This is a genomic window from Paenibacillus dendritiformis (assembly GCF_945605565.1).
In the GTDB taxonomy this organism is placed as follows: Bacteria; Bacillota; Bacilli; order Paenibacillales; family Paenibacillaceae; genus Paenibacillus_B; species Paenibacillus_B dendritiformis_A.
On record NZ_OX216966.1, the window covers coordinates 2,678,934 to 2,697,923 of the forward strand.

Annotated in this window: 20 protein-coding genes, 1 pseudogene and 1 CRISPR repeat array; of the genes and pseudogenes, 19 read left to right on the top strand and 2 right to left on the bottom strand. The window is 52.3% G+C overall.

Annotation, left to right across the window (positions count from 1 at the left end; genetic code table 11):
- The first annotated feature begins 234 nt into the window (after nucleotides 1–234).
- From cas5c to sigK, 14 genes and pseudogenes are all read left to right on the top strand, one after another.
- On the top strand, nucleotides 235–954 hold the full coding sequence (cas5c, locus tag NNL35_RS11715; RefSeq protein ID WP_040730830.1) for a type I-C CRISPR-associated protein Cas5c: 720 nt from the start codon (nucleotides 235–237) through the stop codon (nucleotides 952–954).
- A complete protein-coding gene (cas8c, locus tag NNL35_RS11720; RefSeq protein WP_006676311.1) occupies nucleotides 951–2,870 on the top strand; it encodes a type I-C CRISPR-associated protein Cas8c/Csd1 in 1,920 nt (639 codons plus the stop codon). The genes cas5c and cas8c overlap by 4 nt, the downstream gene beginning before the upstream one ends.
- A complete protein-coding gene (gene cas7c / locus NNL35_RS11725; protein ID WP_254553382.1) occupies nucleotides 2,867–3,727 on the top strand; it encodes a type I-C CRISPR-associated protein Cas7/Csd2 in 861 nt (286 codons plus the stop codon). The genes cas8c and cas7c overlap by 4 nt, the downstream gene beginning before the upstream one ends.
- Nucleotides 3,717–4,388 carry a CRISPR-associated protein Cas4 gene (cas4, locus tag NNL35_RS11730; RefSeq protein WP_006676309.1) on the top strand — a complete coding sequence of 224 codons (672 nt, stop codon included), beginning with the start codon at nucleotides 3,717–3,719 and terminating at the stop codon, nucleotides 4,386–4,388. Before cas7c ends, cas4 begins: the two co-directional genes overlap by 11 nt.
- On the top strand, nucleotides 4,372–5,403 hold the full coding sequence (gene cas1c, locus NNL35_RS11735) for a type I-C CRISPR-associated endonuclease Cas1c (RefSeq protein ID WP_006676308.1): 1,032 nt from the start codon (nucleotides 4,372–4,374) through the stop codon (nucleotides 5,401–5,403). Before cas4 ends, cas1c begins: the two co-directional genes overlap by 17 nt.
- Nucleotides 5,404–5,412: 9 nt before the next feature.
- On the top strand, nucleotides 5,413–5,703 hold the full coding sequence (cas2, locus tag NNL35_RS11740; RefSeq protein ID WP_006676307.1) for a CRISPR-associated endonuclease Cas2: 291 nt from the start codon (nucleotides 5,413–5,415) through the stop codon (nucleotides 5,701–5,703).
- A 190-nt stretch (nucleotides 5,704–5,893) separates the two neighbouring features.
- A CRISPR array of direct repeats spans nucleotides 5,894–7,516; the repeat unit is 32 nt; unit sequence GTCGCATCCTACGCGGATGCGTGGATTGAAAT.
- Between the two features lie 86 nt (nucleotides 7,517–7,602).
- On the top strand, nucleotides 7,603–7,773 hold the full coding sequence (locus NNL35_RS30510) for an ADP-ribosylglycohydrolase family protein (RefSeq protein WP_337999299.1): 171 nt from the start codon (nucleotides 7,603–7,605) through the stop codon (nucleotides 7,771–7,773).
- A gap of 95 nt (nucleotides 7,774–7,868) precedes the next feature.
- Nucleotides 7,869–8,186 (top strand): ADP-ribosylglycohydrolase family protein, encoded by a 318-nt coding sequence (locus tag NNL35_RS30515; RefSeq protein WP_338111530.1) that lies wholly within the window; start codon nucleotides 7,869–7,871, stop codon nucleotides 8,184–8,186.
- Nucleotides 8,080–8,532 (top strand): ADP-ribosylglycohydrolase family protein, encoded by a 453-nt coding sequence (locus NNL35_RS30520; RefSeq protein WP_337999297.1) that lies wholly within the window; start codon nucleotides 8,080–8,082, stop codon nucleotides 8,530–8,532. The genes NNL35_RS30515 and NNL35_RS30520 overlap by 107 nt, the downstream gene beginning before the upstream one ends.
- 50 nt (nucleotides 8,533–8,582) lie before the next feature.
- Complete coding sequence (locus NNL35_RS11750) at nucleotides 8,583–8,798, top strand: hypothetical protein (protein WP_006676305.1); 216 nt, start codon at nucleotides 8,583–8,585, stop codon at nucleotides 8,796–8,798.
- A gap of 277 nt (nucleotides 8,799–9,075) precedes the next feature.
- A pseudogene (locus tag NNL35_RS11755) lies at nucleotides 9,076–9,241 on the top strand (RNA polymerase subunit sigma-70); the annotation flags it as partial.
- A gap of 203 nt (nucleotides 9,242–9,444) precedes the next feature.
- The gene (locus NNL35_RS11760) at nucleotides 9,445–9,711 is read left to right on the top strand and encodes a hypothetical protein (protein WP_006676303.1); all 267 of its coding nucleotides are present in this window, start codon (nucleotides 9,445–9,447) and stop codon (nucleotides 9,709–9,711) included.
- The gene (locus tag NNL35_RS11765; RefSeq protein WP_006676302.1) at nucleotides 9,711–9,989 is read left to right on the top strand and encodes a hypothetical protein; all 279 of its coding nucleotides are present in this window, start codon (nucleotides 9,711–9,713) and stop codon (nucleotides 9,987–9,989) included. Before NNL35_RS11760 ends, NNL35_RS11765 begins: the two co-directional genes overlap by 1 nt.
- A 684-nt stretch (nucleotides 9,990–10,673) precedes the next feature.
- Entirely contained in the window at nucleotides 10,674–11,381 is a 708-nt protein-coding gene (gene sigK, locus NNL35_RS11770; protein WP_006676301.1) for an RNA polymerase sporulation sigma factor SigK, read from the top strand.
- 112 nt (nucleotides 11,382–11,493) lie between these two features.
- Here sigK and NNL35_RS11775 read toward each other — a convergent pair whose 3' ends face one another.
- Nucleotides 11,494–11,871 (bottom strand): DUF2188 domain-containing protein, encoded by a 378-nt coding sequence (locus tag NNL35_RS11775; RefSeq protein WP_006676300.1) that lies wholly within the window; start codon nucleotides 11,869–11,871, stop codon nucleotides 11,494–11,496.
- Nucleotides 11,872–12,009: 138 nt separating this feature from the next.
- Here NNL35_RS11775 and NNL35_RS11780 point away from each other — a divergent pair, with 138 nt between their 5' ends.
- Nucleotides 12,010–12,672 (top strand): carbohydrate-binding family 9-like protein, encoded by a 663-nt coding sequence (locus NNL35_RS11780; RefSeq protein WP_238535318.1) that lies wholly within the window; start codon nucleotides 12,010–12,012, stop codon nucleotides 12,670–12,672.
- A 133-nt stretch (nucleotides 12,673–12,805) separates the two neighbouring features.
- On the opposite strand, the gene NNL35_RS11785 is transcribed toward NNL35_RS11780, so the two are convergent.
- Nucleotides 12,806–15,139 (bottom strand): hypothetical protein, encoded by a 2,334-nt coding sequence (locus NNL35_RS11785; RefSeq protein ID WP_006676298.1) that lies wholly within the window; start codon nucleotides 15,137–15,139, stop codon nucleotides 12,806–12,808.
- 343 nt (nucleotides 15,140–15,482) lie between these two features.
- Between NNL35_RS11785 and spoVAC the strand changes: the two genes are divergently transcribed.
- From spoVAC to NNL35_RS11805, 4 genes are all read left to right on the top strand, one after another.
- On the top strand, nucleotides 15,483–15,995 hold the full coding sequence (gene spoVAC / locus NNL35_RS11790; protein WP_006676297.1) for a stage V sporulation protein AC: 513 nt from the start codon (nucleotides 15,483–15,485) through the stop codon (nucleotides 15,993–15,995).
- Nucleotides 15,996–16,031: 36 nt separating this feature from the next.
- A complete protein-coding gene (gene spoVAD / locus NNL35_RS11795) occupies nucleotides 16,032–17,057 on the top strand; it encodes a stage V sporulation protein AD (RefSeq protein ID WP_006676296.1) in 1,026 nt (341 codons plus the stop codon).
- Nucleotides 17,054–17,404, top strand: a complete 351-nt coding sequence (gene spoVAE, locus NNL35_RS11800) for a stage V sporulation protein AE (RefSeq protein ID WP_006676295.1) — start codon at nucleotides 17,054–17,056, stop codon at nucleotides 17,402–17,404. The genes spoVAD and spoVAE overlap by 4 nt, the downstream gene beginning before the upstream one ends.
- A 628-nt stretch (nucleotides 17,405–18,032) precedes the next feature.
- Nucleotides 18,033–18,989 carry an AAA family ATPase gene (locus NNL35_RS11805; protein ID WP_006676294.1) on the top strand — a complete coding sequence of 319 codons (957 nt, stop codon included), beginning with the start codon at nucleotides 18,033–18,035 and terminating at the stop codon, nucleotides 18,987–18,989.
- The last annotated feature ends 1 nt before the right edge of the window (nucleotide 18,990 follow it).

Sequence of the window (18,990 nt, forward strand, 5' to 3'; positions counted from 1 at the left end):
TTTACAGATAGGCTCCTAATAAAATACTATATTTTTCAATCCGCGCTATTCTAGCGACAACTTAAGCTATTATAGCACAAATAAGGTATTTGAGAATGCGAACATTTTTTGATTTTCTGTTCAGGTATGAAACAGAAAGTTCATATAATATTTTATTAGATTATCATTGACCCTGTTTAGAAGAGAGTATAGTATTAAAGTGTATGAAAATTATGGAAAGGGGGAGGCGCGTTGATACGCAACAGCATTGAGTTCGAAGTGTTCGGGACTTACGCGTTGTTTACGGATCCCTTAACGAAACTGGGCGGGGAGAAGATGTCATATCCAGTCCCGACCTTTCAGGCGCTAAAAGGAATAGTTGAATCCATTTACTGGAAACCAACAATATTATTTGTTGTGGATGCCGTTCGCGTCATGAATCCGATTCGAATGGAGTCCAAAGGGGTTCGCCCGCTTGACTACGGCGGCGGCAACACGCTTGCGTACTATTCCTATTTGAAGGATGTTCGCTATCAATGCCGGGCTCATTTCGTGTTCAACCCGAACCGGCCGGATCTGGAATATGATCGTAACGAGCACAAGCATTATAGCATATTGAAGCGCTCCTTGCGGGCGGGAGGACGTCGGGATATTTTCCTAGGAGCAAGAGAATGCCAAGGTTATGTGGAGCCATGCGAGTTTGGCGAAGGAAAAGGCTTCTACGATGATTATGGGGATCTCCATTTTGGCACGATGGTACACGGCATTAATTATCCGGATGAGACGGGCAGGAAGCAGATGGAGACACGGCTATGGAATCCGGTTATGAAAAATGGTGTCATTGAATTTATTAAACCGGAACAATGTACGCTTGTTCGTCCCGTGGCTGAGATGGAACCGAAGACGTTCACGGCCGGGGAGATCGAGGCGGTTGAGGAACTGGAGGCCCGGCTGGAAGCGGAGGGAAGCCGATGAGCTGGTTGCAGCAATTATATGAGACGTATGAGTCGAACCTGGATCGGGTCGGGGTTGTCGAGAAGAGGCATAACGGGCAGGAATTTACGCTGCTTCCGATTTCTCATACGACACAGACGGCACATATTGAAGTTCGTGTTACGGAAGACGGGGAATTCCATTCAGCCATCGTCGTTGACAAGAGCGATGCCAGTACGTTGATTCCTTGCACAGAGGACTCCTCCAGCCGTTCGGGGACTGCCGTATTTCCTTATCCGCTGCATGATAAGTTAAGCTATGTGGCTGGAGACTACATTAACTATGGCGGACAAGCCAAGAAAGCGGATCAGTTCAAAGCCTATATCGAAAAGCTGGAAGAATGGGCTTTATCGCCATTTCGCCATCCTCATGTCGCCAGTATCTTTAAGTACCTGAATAAAAAAAGACTCGTTCGCGATCTGGTTGAAAAAGAGAACCTGTTGTCTCTAGATGGGAACGGTTGTCTGCTTGGCAAATGGGATAAAAAATACGGTGACGAGAAACCACCGCTGTTTGGCGTGCTCAATGGCGAGCAAGAAAGCGCATTCATTCGTTTTACGGTCTACTCCCCGGTTCGGCCGCTGAAGGAAGTGTGGAAAGATCCGGAGGTCTATGATTCGTTCATCCGCTACTATAACAGTAAGCTGGGCAACAACAAACTGTGTTATGTGACGGGGCAATTGGTGCCAGGTACGGACAAGCATGCGAACAAAATACGAAATCCGGCAGACAAAGCGAAGTTGATCTCGGCCAGCGATACAAGCGGCTTTACGTTCCGCGGCCGGTTCAGCAGCAGCCAGGAAGCGGCGGGCATTAGCTATGAGGTATCGCAAAAAGCACATAATGCGCTGAAATGGCTGATTAACCGCCAAGGGAAAATCATTGATGGGCGCGTCTTTCTCGTTTGGTCGAACGACGCGGTAGACGTGCCGGCTCCCGGAGAAGATACCTTCGCTCTCTTTCCGGAACAATCCGCTGCGCACAAAAGGGAGTCTTTTACGAGCGAAGGGTTGGCGCGGGACATTGGGAGCGCTCTGGCCGGGTATGGAGCAGGACAGAAGCTGTCGATTACGAATCCCGCTGTGAACCTGTTGATTCTTGATTCTGCCACGACCGGGCGTATGGCTGTGCTATATTATCGCAATCTGGACAAGAAGCATTACTTTGACAAGCTGGTGGAATGGCATTCCAGTTGTGTATGGCTACACCGTTACCGTAAAGATGAGAATGGCGACTATGTTCAATTTTTCGGCGTGCCGGCGACGAAAGATATTGCTTATGCTGCTTACGGAACATCAGCCAGCGACAAGCTCGTAAAAGGGCTGATGGAACGCATGCTGCCGTGCATGGTAGACGGCGTCCGAATTCCGGTGGATATTGTGAATAGCGTCGTTCGCCGCGCGTCCAATCCGGTGGCGATGGAGAAGTGGGAATGGGAGAAGACGCTGAGCATTGCTTGCGCGTTAGTCAATAAAGTTTATGAGAAGGAGGGGTTCCAGGTGGCGCTGGACAAGGAGAATACGGACCGAAGCTATTTGTTTGGGAGATTGCTGGCGGTGGCTGATATTTTGGAACGGCGTGCGCTAGGTTCAGAAGAGACGCGCGCAACGAATGCGATTCGCTATATGAACTCGTTTGCCCAGCATCCGGAGCGGACGTGGAGGGTGATTCAAGCGGGCTTGCAGCCGTATCAGGCGCGATTGGGCGCGAAATGCACGGATCTGACGAAACTAATGGATGAGATTCTATCCAAATTCAAATATGAAGACTTTAATGACAAGCCTTTATCCGGAAAGTATTTGCTGGGACTCTCCAGCCAAAGACATGACTTTTTCCAAGGAAAGAAGAAGGAAGAAAATCAAACCAAACAATCCAACGAAGGAGAGAATCAATCATGACCATTCTCGATCATAAAATTGATTTTGCTGTTGTATTTTCTGTGACCAAAGCCAATCCGAACGGCGATCCGTTAAACGGCAACCGGCCGCGTCAGAACTATGACGGCCACGGTGAAGTGTCAGATGTGGCGTTGAAGCGGAAAATTAGAAACCGGCTGCAAGATCTCGGCGAGCCTATTTTTGTCCAATCCAATGATAGAAATGATGATCAGCTCAAAAGTTTGCGCGAGCGGGCGGAAGCAAATGAGGCACTGGCGAAAATATTAAAACAAAAAGACGGTTCCGGCGAAGAGTTCGCGAAAATCGCTTGCGACCAGTGGATCGATGTCCGCAGCTTCGGCCAGGTGTTTGCCTTCAAGGGCAGTGGAGATAAAGGGGTATCTGTCGGCGTGCGCGGTCCGGTGTCGATACATACGGCAACGAGCGTTGATCCGATTGATATTACGAGTATGCAAATTACGAAGAGCGTCAACTCGGAGCCAGGCAAGGAGAGAGGCTCGGATACGATGGGGATGAAGCACCGCGTGGACTTCGGCGTGTACGTATTTTATGGCAGCATCAATACGCAGTTGGCGGAAAAGACAGGATTCACTATTGAAGACGCGGAGAAAATCAAGCAAGCGCTTGTGACGCTATTCGAAAACGACGCGTCTTCCGCCAGACCGGAAGGAAGTATGGAAGTCCACAAGGTGTATTGGTGGGAGCATAGCTCCAAGCTGGGCCAGTATTCATCCGCAAAGGTGCATCGCTCCCTGCATGTCAGCAAAAATAAGGAAGAAGCGAAAGCGTTCCAGGATTATGATATTGCGTTGGACGAGTTGGAAGGCTTGAAGGTAGAGATCATCGATGGCCTATAATGATGAGGATAGCTATTTAATGCTATCGGGCATCCAGCATTTTCAATTCTGCAAGCGGCAGTGGGCGTTGATTCACATTGAACAGCAGTGGGAAGAGAATGTGAAGACGATTGAAGGGCAGCATCTTCATCGTAATGCGGATCAACCGTTCACAAGAGAAAAGCGCGGCGACAGACTTGTCGTCCGCGCTATGTCTGTTAAGTCGCATGAATTGAAGTTGACGGGCGTCTGTGATGTGGTAGAGTTCGTGCAAGATAGTCGCGGAGTGCAGATTAACGGAGCTGAGGGCAAGTATATGGCTTATCCGGTGGAGTATAAACGGGGCAAGCCGAAGACCGATGAATCGGATGTGCTGCAATTAGCGGCCCAGGCGGTCTGTCTGGAAGAAATGTTGTTGTGCGATGTGCAGACCGGATATATTTTCTATCAAGAATTGAAGCGCCGTATCGAAGTGCCGATTACAGATGAGGTAAAACGAAGGGTCAGAGCGGTTGCGGCGGAGATGCAAGATTATTTTAAGCGCAACCATACGCCGAAAGTAAAAACAGGGCCATTTTGCAAAAACTGCTCGCTGCAATCCATCTGCCTGCCGGCCTTGATGAACAAACGGACGGTAAAAAGTTATATTGAGGGGAAGATCAAAGATGAAGCGTCTCCTTAACACGTTATATGTAAACCAGCCGGACGTTTATATGGCATTGGACGGGGACAATATTGTGCTGCTGAAGGGAGAAGAGAAGCTGGGCCGTCTTCCGTTGCACAATCTGGAAGCTATCGTCGCTTTCGGTTATACAGGAGCAAGTCCTGCATTGATGGGGTATTGTGCAGATCGGAATATTGCGATCACTTTTATGACGGTGACCGGCAGATTTCTGGCCAGGGTCATTGGACAGAGCAAAGGAAATGTAGTGCTGCGGAAAAAGCAATACCTTGTCTCTGAGGATGAGAGCTTGTCCGCGCAAATTGCACGCAATTTTATTGTCGGCAAAATTTATAACCATAAGTGGATGATTGAGCGGATGACGCGAGACTACCCGCTGCGAATCAATGTTGATCAGTTCAAGGAGATTTCCGCGCAGTTATCGTCCCTCATGCGGGAAGTACGGGCTTGTGAAGATCTGGAACGTCTGCGAGGCTTAGAAGGACAAGCTGCAGTCAGTTACAATAAGGCTTTTGGCCAAATGATTCTGCAACAGACAGACGATTTTTACTTTCATTCCCGTTCACGCAGGCCGCCGCTGGACAATGTAAATGCGATGTTGTCGCTTGCGTACACATTGTTGGCAAATGATATGGCCTCCGCATTGGAAGCGGTCGGGCTGGATGCTTACGTCGGATTTTTGCATCGCGATCGTCCGGGGCGGGCTTCACTTGCTCTGGACGTGATGGAAGAGCTGCGGGGAATCTATGCGGACAGATTTGTTCTCACCTTGATTAATAAAAAAATTGTGAACAAGGATGATTTTTACAAGAAGGAAAACGGCGCTGTCTTGATGACAGATGAGGCGAGAAAAAGATTTTTGCAGGCATGGCAAGATAAGAAACAAGAAAAGATTGTGCATCCCTATCTGGGAGAGAAAATCAGTTGGGGGCTTGTCCCGCATGCCCAGGCCCTGTTGCTAGCTCGTCATTTGCGTGATGATCTAGATGAGTACCCTCCATTTCTCTGGAAGTAGGTGGTATAATTGTTGGTACTAATCACTTATGATGTCAGCACGACCAGCATTGCCGGGCAGCGCAGGTTACGTAAAGTCGCAAAGTTATGCCAAAATTATGGTCAGAGAGTGCAAAACTCTGTTTTTGAATGCAATGTAGACGCAGCTCAATTCGCCAGCTTGAAGATCCAACTTATCGATATGATTGATGAAAAGGAAGACAGCCTGCGATTTTATCAATTAGGAAACAACTACAAAAGCAAGGTGGAGCATATTGGCGTGAAGGCATCGATCGATATGGAAGGGACCCTAATTTTCTAGTGCGAATGTGTAGTGCACATGAAATCCCCGGGGGATTCGCACCACGGTTTTTCTATATTATGGGTAAGTTTTATTTTTTAGGTTGTTGTTGGAGAGGGGAAATAAGCTGCTTTTAGAGCTATGGAGTGGATATTTTGATTGATTCCGTCATATCAAGAGTGAAATATGATTATTGCAATCATTTTTCGCTGTCGCATCCTACGCGGATGCGTGGATTGAAATGTAATATCCTCGGCTTTGATAAGGATTCACAAGCACGTCGCATCCTACGCGGATGCGTGGATTGAAATGCTTGTGAGCCTGGGGAAGAGGTCGGGACGACAGTCGCATCCTACGCGGATGCGTGGATTGAAATATCCGGGTCATTGAGTCGCTGATTCCGCGACCAATGTCGCATCCTACGCGGATGCGTGGATTGAAATTGGGAGTTACGGTCCGCTAAAGACGAAAAGTCAGCGTCGCATCCTACGCGGATGCGTGGATTGAAATGACTTACAGCATCACAGACATCACGCAAATAAACGTCGCATCCTACGCGGATGCGTGGATTGAAATGCAACCTACACGGCAGCCAAGCGCTTCACCTACAGTCGCATCCTACGCGGATGCGTGGATTGAAATGAGCGAAAAAAGGGTGACAAGTACGTACACCGATAGTCGCATCCTACGCGGATGCGTGGATTGAAATTTAAAATCACACTCTGCGAACTATCATTCACGGGCCGTCGCATCCTACGCGGATGCGTGGATTGAAATTCAATTTCAATTATCAGTTCTTCGAGGTTAAACGTCGCATCCTACGCGGATGCGTGGATTGAAATTTCGATTGGTCACACCCCCGAACGTCCCATACAAGTCGCATCCTACGCGGATGCGTGGATTGAAATTCATCAACCTCGCGGAGCTTGTCGGCGAGTGCCGTCGCATCCTACGCGGATGCGTGGATTGAAATTCGCGCTGCGCATCGGCCAAAATCTCTCCGGCCGCGTCGCATCCTACGCGGATGCGTGGATTGAAATCCGGATTTCGTAGATATCACGCTTGATTTCTAAGTCGCATCCTACGCGGATGCGTGGATTGAAATATGATTTCGGCGTGCAGCACGTCATGCAGTGCCGGTCGCATCCTACGCGGATGCGTGGATTGAAATCGTACATCCCCAGCGCGGATAATGTATTCTTTCGTCGCATCCTACGCGGATGCGTGGATTGAAATGCTTCGGTCGCTCTCCGTTCCGGTATCCCGTCCGCTGTTGCATCCTACGCGGATGCGTGGATTGAAATGTCCAAGCAGATGATAGAAGACGGCTGCTGTGCCAGTCGCATCCTACGTGGATGCGTGGATTGAAATTGGTACTTTGATGCGTTGATCACATACATGGCATTGTCGCATCCTCCGCGGATGCGTGGATTGAAATTTTCAGTGTCTCAATACTGTGTACTCTTGCCATTGTCGCATCCTCCGCGGATGCGTGGATTGAAATGCCGGAACAGCCGTGCAAACCGAATTGCACGAAAGTCGCATCCTACGCGGATGCGTGGATTGAAATTTTGCTGTCTTTACAAAGGACACCCTGACGTTCAGTCGCATCCTACGCGGATGCGTGGATTGAAATCTTGTGGGGCGGATCTTGACGCTCCATAATAACCGTCGCATCCTACGCGGATGCGCGGATTGAAATATAGAATCATCAACTTCAAGTAGAAAACAGCTTACGTCGCATCCTACGCAGATGCGTGGATTGAAATATGATAGTTGCGGTATCGGTGGGTGTATTTGTCGTCGCATCCTACGCGGATGCGTGGATTGAAATCCGAAGGTGGTCAAGCTCGACACCAAGGGCGAGGCGTCGCATCCTATGCGGATATGAAATTAAAGTTAAAAGAGGAGGATAGTAAAATGAAAGCGATGCTAGACAAGTATAAAGGATGCCTAGTCGGGCTGGCTGCAGGAGACGCGTTAGAGACTACGGTGGAATTCCGTTCCCCGGGAACTTTTGTTCCGGTAACGGATATGGTGGGAGGCGGCGTATTTCATCTGCAGCCCGGTCAGTGGACGGACGATACTTAGATGGCGCTCTGTTTGGCAGAGAGTTTGCTCGCTATGAAGGGATTTGATCCGTCGATCAGATGAGAAGATACAAAGAATGGATGCGAGAAGGGTATATGAGCAGCACGGGAGAATGCTTTGATGTAGGCAACGCGACACGTGAAGCCATCCTGCGGCATGAAAGTACGGGGGAAAGCTACTGTGGATCCGATAATCCCATCGCTGCTGGCAACGGGTCTATTATGAGACTGGCCCCAATCCCGATGTATTATGCAGAGCAGCCGAGGTTGGCAATGCTCTATGCTGCAGCAAGCTCCAGGACGACCCATGCCGCTGCGGAATGCGTGGACGCCTGCAGGTTGTTCGCAAGCTTATATAATGGCTGTACTGAAAGGTTGGCCAAAGGAACGGTTGCTGGAGTCTGCGGCATTTGATGAATGGTTGGGAACAGAGCCCTTAATGCCGCGAATCGAAGCTGTTTGGAAAGGCTCTTATCGCCTTGGTGAGCCGCCTGATATTAAGGGTTCGGGATATGTTGTAAAGTCGCTCGAAGCCGCTCTGTGGGCCTTCGCCAAGTCGTCCTCTTTTGAGGAAGTCGCATTATTGGCGGTTAATCTCGGCGATGATGCCGATATCACCGGAGCGGTTTACGGTCAGTTAGCAGGAGCTTATTATGGTTATCAACGCATTCCGCAGCACTGGGTAAATAAGCTGGCGATGCGAGAATTGATAGTGAGCTTATCAATGAAACTATACAATAAACGGACCGATGAAAACTAACAAAGCAGTTTCACCATTCTTTTTTGGGGATTAGGGTTAAGGAGAAGATCATGGTGTGTGTTCAAGAACTGCAAAAATTAATTCAGCTTACAGGCACATTGGCTAAAGCGGAAGCAGTGACAAACGGAACTTATATTGTTTATAGAACGGCTGCAGGTCAGATTGTCAGAGAATATCCTCATGGTGAAATCGTACCAATAAACGAGCTTAGGTTTCCACAGGAAGGCTCACCATCTATCACTGAGGCAGATTTCTGCCGCGAATAACTGGAGCACCGCTGGTTCGATACCTGCAAAGCAAGATGTCGGACCTCCATCCTTCACACTTACGCAACAACCCCCACTTTTGCCTATCTCATACCTAACGATCACCTCCCAACTCCCTCCGGCCCAAAATACAACGACAGCTTTCCCCGTACATGCACTTCTGGGCCATCGCCTACATACAATGTATCGCTGCGCCGGGATTCGGCTTGCTGCGAGGAGATACCGCTCGGCGCAAGACGCAGAACAGAACGTTGTCAGACTCCTGGAGGTGGCTAGCATGACGGGTTTATTTGCTGCAATCGACGTGTTCATCAAGCAATTGACGCTGCTTGTATCCTGCGTCAAGAACAATGCGTTTCCGCAAGGCAATGCACAGTCGCGGAATACGCTTCACTGAGCACAATCTCCGCCTGGTTGCGCATATCGTCAACAGGTTTGAACACGAACCGATGTCAGGAAAATACGCGATTTATGCAGAGGAAGTTTTGTGCGATGAACTGGACAAGTTATTGGGGAGCAGCAAACTGGTCCGAAATAGGTCGACTTATCAGCTTCTGGGTTTTGAGTGGCGTTTGTTATACTATTGATAACATTGATTTTTAGTTCCGTACTGGTTAGAGAAATGTTTATGATGGGAGTGGTATCAATGGAAAAGGTAAGTTCACTGGAAGAGTTGATGAAGAACATCGAGAATATGAGCCGTGACAACTCCGTGTACCAATTTCATATTCTAGGAAAAGGAACGTTCACTCTCGTCTTGCAAGAGGAAGAGGAGCGGTCCATCCAAGCAGATGTTGAAGCGAATCCAGAACTGAAGGTCTTGATTGAACAAAGCCGGAAAGAGTACACGCTAGGTAAAGCCATGAGCACATCGGAAATACTGAAGTCCTTTTCTTCCGAGGACTTTCGATAATGAATCGTATCATTCTATGGTCTCCGGCGGTAAGAAACAAACTTGCCCAGTTTCGGAGCAAGCACTTCTCCCCTGAGGAAACGTTTGATTTTATCTCTCAATTGATTCTTGAAAGAGAAGCCTTACTCTCCAATCGGATATTAAGTAAAGCTTATTCGGAGGAAGACGGTCCTTATGCAGGCATGTCCCGCATCGTTATTAAGAGGTTTAGGCTCTACTTTGAACAATTTGAGAATGAGATTCTGATTGTTGCTGTTTTGTTTCCTGGGGAGAAATAAAAAATGACGGTCAGCAGAAAACCCATTGTAGCTCTGCCGGGACACAGTGGGTTTATTTATGTACGGAATATCCTCCATCTCATCGATCGTCAAGGTTCTATTTGCCTTCTGAATGGAAGACGCTCTGGTAGTAATGGAAGATTATGTTGCCTGGATGAAGTAACGCTTGATTTAACTGATGTCCCGCTCTGCCCTTTTTCAGTTGATGGAAGCAATTGTCCTTGATTTTGTGACGTGGTGCTTAAGCGTTATCCTTGAAGGCCTTTTGTTATCGTATCCTACGCGGATGCGTGGATTGAAATGTAAAGTCACCGTTATGAACAAGAAACAGGGCATATCGCATCCTTCACGGATGCACGAAGTAAAAAAGCGGCTCCGCTTGCGAGAAAATTAACTCACAACTTCAGCGGGCCGCAGGCCCCCCCACTGCCGCATCCGCAGAACAGCCTCTCGTACCTCCATTACTACGCACCTCCCGCAGGTTTTCCCTCTATCCTCATACCTAACGCTCACCTCCCAACTCCCTCCAGCCAAAAATACAACGAAGCTTTCCCCGTACATGCACTTCTGGGCCATTGCCTACATACAATGTATCACTGCGCCGGGATTCGGCTTGCTGCGAAGAGATACCGCTAGGCGCAAGTCGCAGAATAGAACGTTGTCAGACTCCTGGAGGTGGCTAGCATGACGGGTTTATTTGCTGCAATCGCCGTGTTCATCAAGCAATTGACGCTGCTTGTATCCTACGTCAAGAACAATGCGTTTCCGCAACCGTTGGCGGAAGAGGATGAGATGAAGCATTTGCAGCGGATGGCGGAAGGCAATGCACAGTCGCGGAATACGCTCATTGAGCACAATCTCCGCCTGGTTGCGCACATCGTGAAGAAATTCGACAACACCGGAGAAGACTTGGAGGACTTGATTTCCATCGGCACGATCGGGCTTATCAAAGCGATTGAGAGCTTCCAGCCGAACAAGGGAACGAAGCTGGCGACCTTCGCCGCCCGCTGCATCGAGAACGAGATCTTGATGCATCTGCGCTCTTTGAAAAAGACGCGCAAAGATGTCTCGCTTCATGATCCGATCGGAACGGACAAGGAGGGCAATGAAATCACGTTGATCGATATTCTGGGCACGGACGGCGATGAAGTGGTCGATAAAGTGCAGCTCAAAATTGAGAAGAGCAAAATTTACCGGAATCTGGACATTCTCGATGAGCGGGAGCAGGAAGTGATTCGCGGCCGCTTTGGGCTGGATGGGGGCGGAGAGGAGCGGACACAGCGGGAGATCGCCAAGGAGTTGGGCATCTCGCGCAGCTACGTCTCCCGGATAGAGAAGCGGGCGTTAATGAAGCTCTATCATGAATTTTACAAAAATAAAGGTCACTTGTAACAGTCGCATCAACGAAAAGGCCAGCCCTGTCCTGGTCCAATACGTCCACCGCTGTCCCGTGCAACACGGCCCGAGAGCCGTGCTGCGCGGGCATTCGCGTTAGGCGGGACCATCACGTCGTTCGGCGGCTCTGAATGGTGCCGTCCTGCCTGTGAATGACGATATCGGCTCCGACAGACGCCTTCCGTTGCTGAGCATATTGAACGGCCTCCTGCTTCGTCGGCGCCGTCATGAGCGGATGCTCCCGCCCTTCGGCCGTAACGGCCCAGTCCTCCCCGGCCGGGACGACGTGGAGGACGTGCTCCGGCCCGGGATAGTCCGGGAAGTGCTCTTCATGCCATTTTTTGGCCTGCGCGGTCGCGATCGCAATCGCGCGTCCTTCTTCCATGCCTTCCTCCAACAAAGCATTGGCGATCTCAATCGCCTTGGTCCGCACGTCGGACAGCAGATGCTTCATGGATGGAGGATAGTTGCGCTCGTTCCAGGGCATCCTGCTCCCCTCCTTGCTGCATAGGGTTGTCCATACTTTACCCGGATGCGCCTCCCGGCAAACCGGGCACCTGCTCCGACCGGGCGAATTTGCTATAATGAACGAGCCGGAACAACGAGATGGACGAGAGGAAGGAAGATGGCAATGACATCAGAGGCGAACACAGAAGAAGTATTCAGCAAGGTGACGGACAGCCCGGTGCCCCGCTACATATGCCGCCGCGTGCCGGATGGCGAGCCGAATTGGAAGGAGGCGGAGGCGGCCGTCCTGGCCGATGTCGTCACCGGGGAAGCTCCGCGCTACCGCACGCAGGTTCAGGCCTGCTGGTCGGAGCGCACCTTATATCTTCGCTTCGAATGCGAGGATGAGCGGGTTGTCAGTCCCTATACGAAGCGGGATGATCCGCTGTTCGAAGCGGACGTGGTGGAATGCTTCATCCAGCCGGGGGAAGACGGTGCCGCCTATTATGAATTCAACATCAGCCCGCATAATATCGTCTTCGACTCGCGAATCGTATGCGAACCGGGCAAGGAGAAGCTTTTCCAGCCCGAGTGGGATGCCCGTCAGTTGCGGACGACGGTAACGTATGTCGCCGAACCGAAGCGGCTCCTTGTCTATGAGGCGGCGATCGCGTTCGAGGATCTGGAGCGCGCGCCTCAGCCCGGGGACTGCTGGCGCATCAACTGGTTCCGGATCGACGAAGGCGAGGACGGAATACGGACCTTCGATGCCTGGTCGCCGACGGGAGCGGTGAATTTCCATGTGCCGGAACGGTTCGGGCGGTTTATATTCGAGGCATAGACAAGGCTTGCGCATGAGCAAGTTTTAGCAAAAAAAGTCTACTGCAAAGCCATAAACAATAGGCAGGCTTCCCGCAAGCGGCTCGAACAGCCGTAGCGGGAAGCCTTTGTCATGAAGCAGCCGGGGCAAACGGTTATTTTATGTCCGGCGTAATCGTAATTTCCGCTCCGCCTGCCGGGTGAATGAAGCTGAGCGCGAAGGTCGAGGACGCTTCCTCCCAGTCGAGATCGAACGGGTATGCCTGGCTGCCGCATTGCACGGTCACCTGCGCTGGCGCGGTCTGCGCATAGAACCGCAGCACCGCCCGGACACCGGCCGGTCCGCGCGCCGTATAACGATGGGACACCGCATCCCTCGCATCGGAGGAGCCGGCGTCCGGCTGCGGGACAACCCTTCCGGCCGCCGCCACGAGGACCAGCTCCCGGCCGGTCTGCTGCGCCTGCTTCAGATCATACAGCAAGGCCTGCTCCCCCGGCCGGATCGTCACGCTTGGCCGCACGGACAATTGCCCGTCGAACAGATCGACGAACGGACCGTTCAGCGTGACCGAATCGCTGCAGCAGCTCTCCTCGAGAACGGCCGCGGCCACGTACGGGCCCCGCTTGGCGACGAGCGCATGGGAAGGCGTCCAGCCTGCCGCCTCTGGCCCGTGAACCGCCGCCCATGCCGCCTTCACGGCTCCTCGCAGCCGATTGGCATCGTCCGCGGAACGAGTGAACCGGGCAGGATGCTCCGGCAGGTAGGCAACCGCTCCCCGGCCAATGCGCGTAATGGCCAGCTCCCCGTCCCGGCTATCCATCGCGGCTCCCAGCGTCTCGAACAGATGGCGGGCCGGGCTGTCATATGTATGCGATCCTGCGTTCCACCATTCGCGCACGGCATGGTACGGATCGCTGCCATCCCCGACATAGAGCAGAACCCCTCCGGCATGAACCCATTGCGCCAGACCGTAATGGACATCCATATGCTCCGGCTTCATGAATTCATAGCTGGCGACCAGCAGCCCATACTCGCTCATATAATGCGGAATCCGGCGTACATTATCCAGCTGGACCGGACGAACCGGATAACCGTGCTTCAACAGCGGCATCGCCAAGCCGAAGAACGCATCCCACGTAATATGCTCCATCTCGGAAGCGAACCGCTCTTCCTCCTGCACCTGCTCCCAATCCAGCGACAGATCGAGCCGCTGGTACATGCAGGAATCCGCGACCAGCACCCCGATGCCGGGAGGGGAGGCTGGCCGGGCCGACGCTCCCTCACCGAACGGGCTATCCGGAGAGCGGCCCAGCACTTGCTCCGGCGAACCGACCAGGCCACTCAACGGCATATGCTGCAGCGCGTGAATCACCGCCAGCAGGATCGTCCCGTACCCTTCCGGCAGCGGCACCTTGCCCGAGCGATCCGCGGACAAATATTGCCCGCCATAGATGCGATGCGGCCAAGGCGTCACTTCATAATGATCGATATGAGGGTGGAGCAGGGAAGCGACGACGGTTTTTTTATAATTGGCCTCGTAATCGTCCCAGGTCCGTCCAGGATGGTCTTCGATTGGATCGTGCAAGAACCACATGCTGCGGTCGCTGCCCCGCACGAGCTCTTGCATGACGCCATACTCCAAATACGCCGTCTCGAACGTGCGCTCCCGCCGCACGCCTTCATACACGTTCGGCACGCGGGAAGTTCCTGTCCAGACTTGCGCGATATAACCGTCGATGCCGGCAATGTCCATCATCTTCGACTCCGGGCTCACAATGCGCCATTGGCAGTAGTTGATGAGGCTGTGCGTCGCCACATAAAAATGGATATGACGCCCGTGCGCATGCTTGGCATATGACTTGAGCGCGGAGCTGATCCGCTCCAGCGCCCGGGCGTACAAATGCGCCTTCAGCTTGGACGCCCGGTACTGGGCATCCGGAGACTGATGAGGCGGCTGCCACGGCTCGTTATAATACAGCTCCCATTCCCGCCGGAACGAGGGCGAATACCCGGCTTCCACCCAAAATTCCGGCTCTTCCATATAGAAGGCGTCCACGCCGGCATCCACGGCTTTTTTCAGCCATTCCGCTATGTAATCCGCGAAAGACACCGTCGGCACCATATAAGGCACATCATCGGTCTCATGAATGAGCCGGGTCCCGTTGGCTCGGGTCTGTCCCTCGTCCCAATGCTGGCGCCCGTCGAACCTCCCGTTCAAATAAGGCTGGTATTCGCCCCATGCCGTTCCGGTCATGAGACCGACACGGTAGCCTTGCGCCGCCCAGCCGCGAATCCGTTCCTCCATCGTGTCATCCATCCCATACACCAGGACCATGTCGGCCTGCAGATCGATCGAAGCTTCATACGAAGCGATTTCCTGAAAGGCCGTCTTCTCGCCAGACCGCTGCCGATTCAGCATCGTCATCCCTTCTTCCTCATTGAAGTCATCATCCAGGCATTGTGGCTTGCCATGCGAATCGCCCTCCATTGTACACCTCGCGGGTAGGGTTGCCAACGGCTCCTATAGGAGCGGGAGGCGGCAGTCCTTCCTTCATATCGTGTCATTAGGATGTGTGCCCGAATCAGGCCCAGCTGCATACGTTAGAAGCATGGGATAACCGGAAAGGATGATGAGCTTATGGTAATGAAGCTGCGTGCACGGGATATCATCTTGGTGTTGTTCGTGCTCTTGGTCATCATTTGCCTCCTGCTGTTCGGACTGGGGCTGTAACGAACTTGGCTCTACCTAGGAACAGGACATAATTTTTTCACAAATGGCAAATACTGAACGCATATAACTGAATATCAGACTGTATGCAGGAGGTGAATCAATGGCGACTTCGGCCCAATCCGGGTCATCCGGGTCCTCAACTTGGACTTCCGGAGGAAAGACCATCTCGGAACAAGAGTATAAGCAGATCGCCAAGCAGCGTGAACCCTCCCGCCCCGTATGGAAAAATTGCGTACGGGCTTTTTTGGTGGGAGGAACCATCTGCTTGATTGGACAAGCCATTGAACAAATCTTAATCACGTTTTTCGATATGACGAAAAAAGACGCGGCAGGCCCGACGGTCGTTATTCTTGTGCTGGCTTCCGTCATTCTGACAAGCCTGGGCGTGTATGACAAACTCGCGCAATGGGCTGGGGCGGGCACGGCGGTTCCCGTGACCGGGTTCGCCAATTCGATGTGCTCCGCGGCGCTGGAGCATCGCAGTGAAGGCCTCGTCCTGGGGGTCGGCGGCAATATGTTCAAGCTGGCCGGCTCTGTCATCGTGTTCGGAACGGTGGCGGCCTTTTTCATAGCGCTCATCTATTTCATTTTCGGGATACAGTTCCAGCATTGATGCAGGACATTCCCAGATGGTAAAGGAGGCAATCCGATGCGTATAGGACGCCATACATGGCGGTTCGCCAATCAACCGGTCATTATCGGCACCTCGACCGTAGTTGGCCCTGAAGAAGGAAAGGGGCCTCTGGCCGCCGACTTCGACTTTGTTCACGAAGATTTGGATTTGAAGGAGCCAAGCTGGGAAAAGGCGGAGCGCAAGCTGCTGGAGCAGGCCTCCCAACTCGCCATCGTCAATGCGAACATTACGCAGGATGACCTGGATTATTTCGTCGGCGGAGACCTGATGAACCAGATTATAAGCAACTCCTTCGCCGCACGCGGGCTGGGAGTGCCTTACATCGGCGTATTCGGGGCATGCTCCACTTCGATGGAGGCGCTGGCCCTCGGATCGCTGCTGGTCGATTCCGGCAACGCGAATTTCGTCATGGCCGGCACGTGCAGCCACAATTGCTCTGTCGAGAAGCAGTTCCGCTATCCGACGGAGTACGGTTCCCAGAAGCCGCCTACGGCGCAATATACCGTGACCGGGGCCGGTGTAGCGATTGTCGGCAAAAAAGGAAACGGACCGAAAGTTACGGCCGCGACCATCGGCAAAATTGTCGATCTGGGCATCAAAGACCCGTTCAATATGGGAGCGGCCATGGCGCCGGCGGCCGTCGACACGATTCAGACCCATCTGACCGACTTGAAGCGAAGCCCCGCCTATTACGACATGATTGTGACCGGAGATTTATCTACTGTCGGTTACGGGATCGCCAAAGATTTGTTCAAAAAACACGACATCAACATTCAAACGACGAACTACCAGGATTGCGGGCTGATGATGTACGACATGGTCAAGCAGAAGCAGGATGTGCAAGCGGGAGGAAGCGGGGCGGCTTGCTCGGCCGTCGTCACCTACGGGCACATTCTGAAGCGGATGAGGCAGGGCGAACTGAAGAAGGTCATGATCGTGGCGACCGGAGCCCTCATGTCCCCGCTGTCCTACCAGCAGGGAGAGAGCATTCCTTGCATCGCGCATGCCGTAACGATCGAGATGGGAGGAGACGAATCATGATCTTTGTGTGGGCATTTATCGTAGGAGGGCTGATCTGCGTCATTGGGCAGCTGCTGTTCGATGTCGCGAAGCTGACCCCGGCGCATACGATGGCGCTGCTAGTCGTCACCGGCGCGATCGTTGACGGCTTGGGATGGTACGAGCCGTTGATCGAATTCGCCGGCGCAGGCGTAACGGTCCCGATTACGAGCTTCGGCAACTCCCTTGTGCACGGGGCGCTTACCGATTTGAAATCGGATGGATGGATTGGCGCCGTCAGCGGCATATTCAAGACGACAAGTGCGGGCATCTCGGCGGCGATCGTCTTCTCCTTCCTGGCATCGCTCCTCGTGCGCCCCAAAGGCTAAAACGCGATCCGAGCAGACAAGCTCCGCAACCTGAACAGGTTCGGAGCTTGTTTTATGGCATTGCAAAATGATTGAGGTGACGAGTTAACAGAGAATGTGGATACGGGAAAACGGCGTCGCGCAAAACGGTGGAAGTTGGATGAAGGAGTGAAATGGTGCGTGGATGCAGCAATTTCTGCTCATTAAGCCACTATTTGATTAAATTCCTGCAAAAGTACATTATTTTCACCGATTTTTGGCGATTATTGAGTGAACAGTCAGAAATTGATGTTGTTTTGCAGGATTCCCTGTAACGGAGTATGCATCATAAAGAAAGGCTGCAGTTTTGCAGTTTTCAATTGCGATCGCGAGAACCGCCCAATGCACACTCAAGTGCGTGTATAAAATGGCGAGTCGAGCTTTGAGAATCAGGGGGGCTATCTCACTCTAGTGAAATACTACTTGTGGGATACCCCTTGTTTTATGGCATTAATTAGCTTGAAGTCGAAATGAGTTGTTGATGTACCTTCTCCATAGAATGGTGTAAAATGAGGAAATGTAAGGCAACTTCGCTTAGGATCCCCATATTAATGACATAATAAAATTCGGTTATATTTACTTATATTACCATTATGGAGGAGGTTTTTCCTTGCATTCGCAATCATCGCTCCAATCGATTATGAAGCAGATCCAGTCTACGTTGGATCAATGTATATTAGGGAAGTCATTCGAGATTGAATTAATGCTTACCGCCATGGTGGCCGGCGGCCATGTGCTTATCGAGGACGTGCCGGGAACGGGCAAGACGCAGCTGGTCAAATCACTGGCGCGCACGATGGACGGGGTGTTCCGCCGTGTCCAATGCAATCCCGACCTGCTGCCGACCGATATTACCGGCGTGTTTATTTTCCACCCCAAAGACCAGCAGTTCGTGTTCCGTCCCGGACCGGTCATGTGCAACGTGCTTCTCGTGGACGAGATCAACCGAGCGACGACGAAGACGCAATCGGCACTGCTGGAGGCGATGGAGGAGCACCATATTACGGTGGACGGCGAGACCTTTGAGCTGCCCGTCCCGTTCATGCTCTTCGCTACTCAGAACCCCATCGAGTTCGAAGGAACGTTCCAGTTGCCGGAAGCCCAGCTCGATCGATTTATGTTCAAGATTAACCTGGGGTACCCCGATGAAGCGATGGAGCGGGCGATGCTGACTCGTCATGTGCTGGGACAGCCCTCCGAGCGGGTCGAGCCGATTACGGATATTACGGTGATTGAGCAGATGCGGGAATCCGCTCGCGGCATTCATATCGACGATGCCGTCGCTTCCTATATTATTGATGTGGTCCGTGCGACGAGGATTCACTCGCACATCGTGCTGGGCGCAAGCCCGCGCGCTTCCGTGGCGCTAATGCAGGCGGTCAAGGCCCGCGCCTGGATTCAAGGCCGGCGCTATGTTACTCCGGATGATGTCAAGGCGCTGCTTCCGTTCGTCCTGGCTCACCGCCTCGTGCTCGATATGGAAGCGAAGATGGAGGGGCTGACCGCGGAGCAAGTGCTGATGGACGCGGTCCGAGGCGTGCCGGTGCCGGTACGGATGGAGCTGTAGC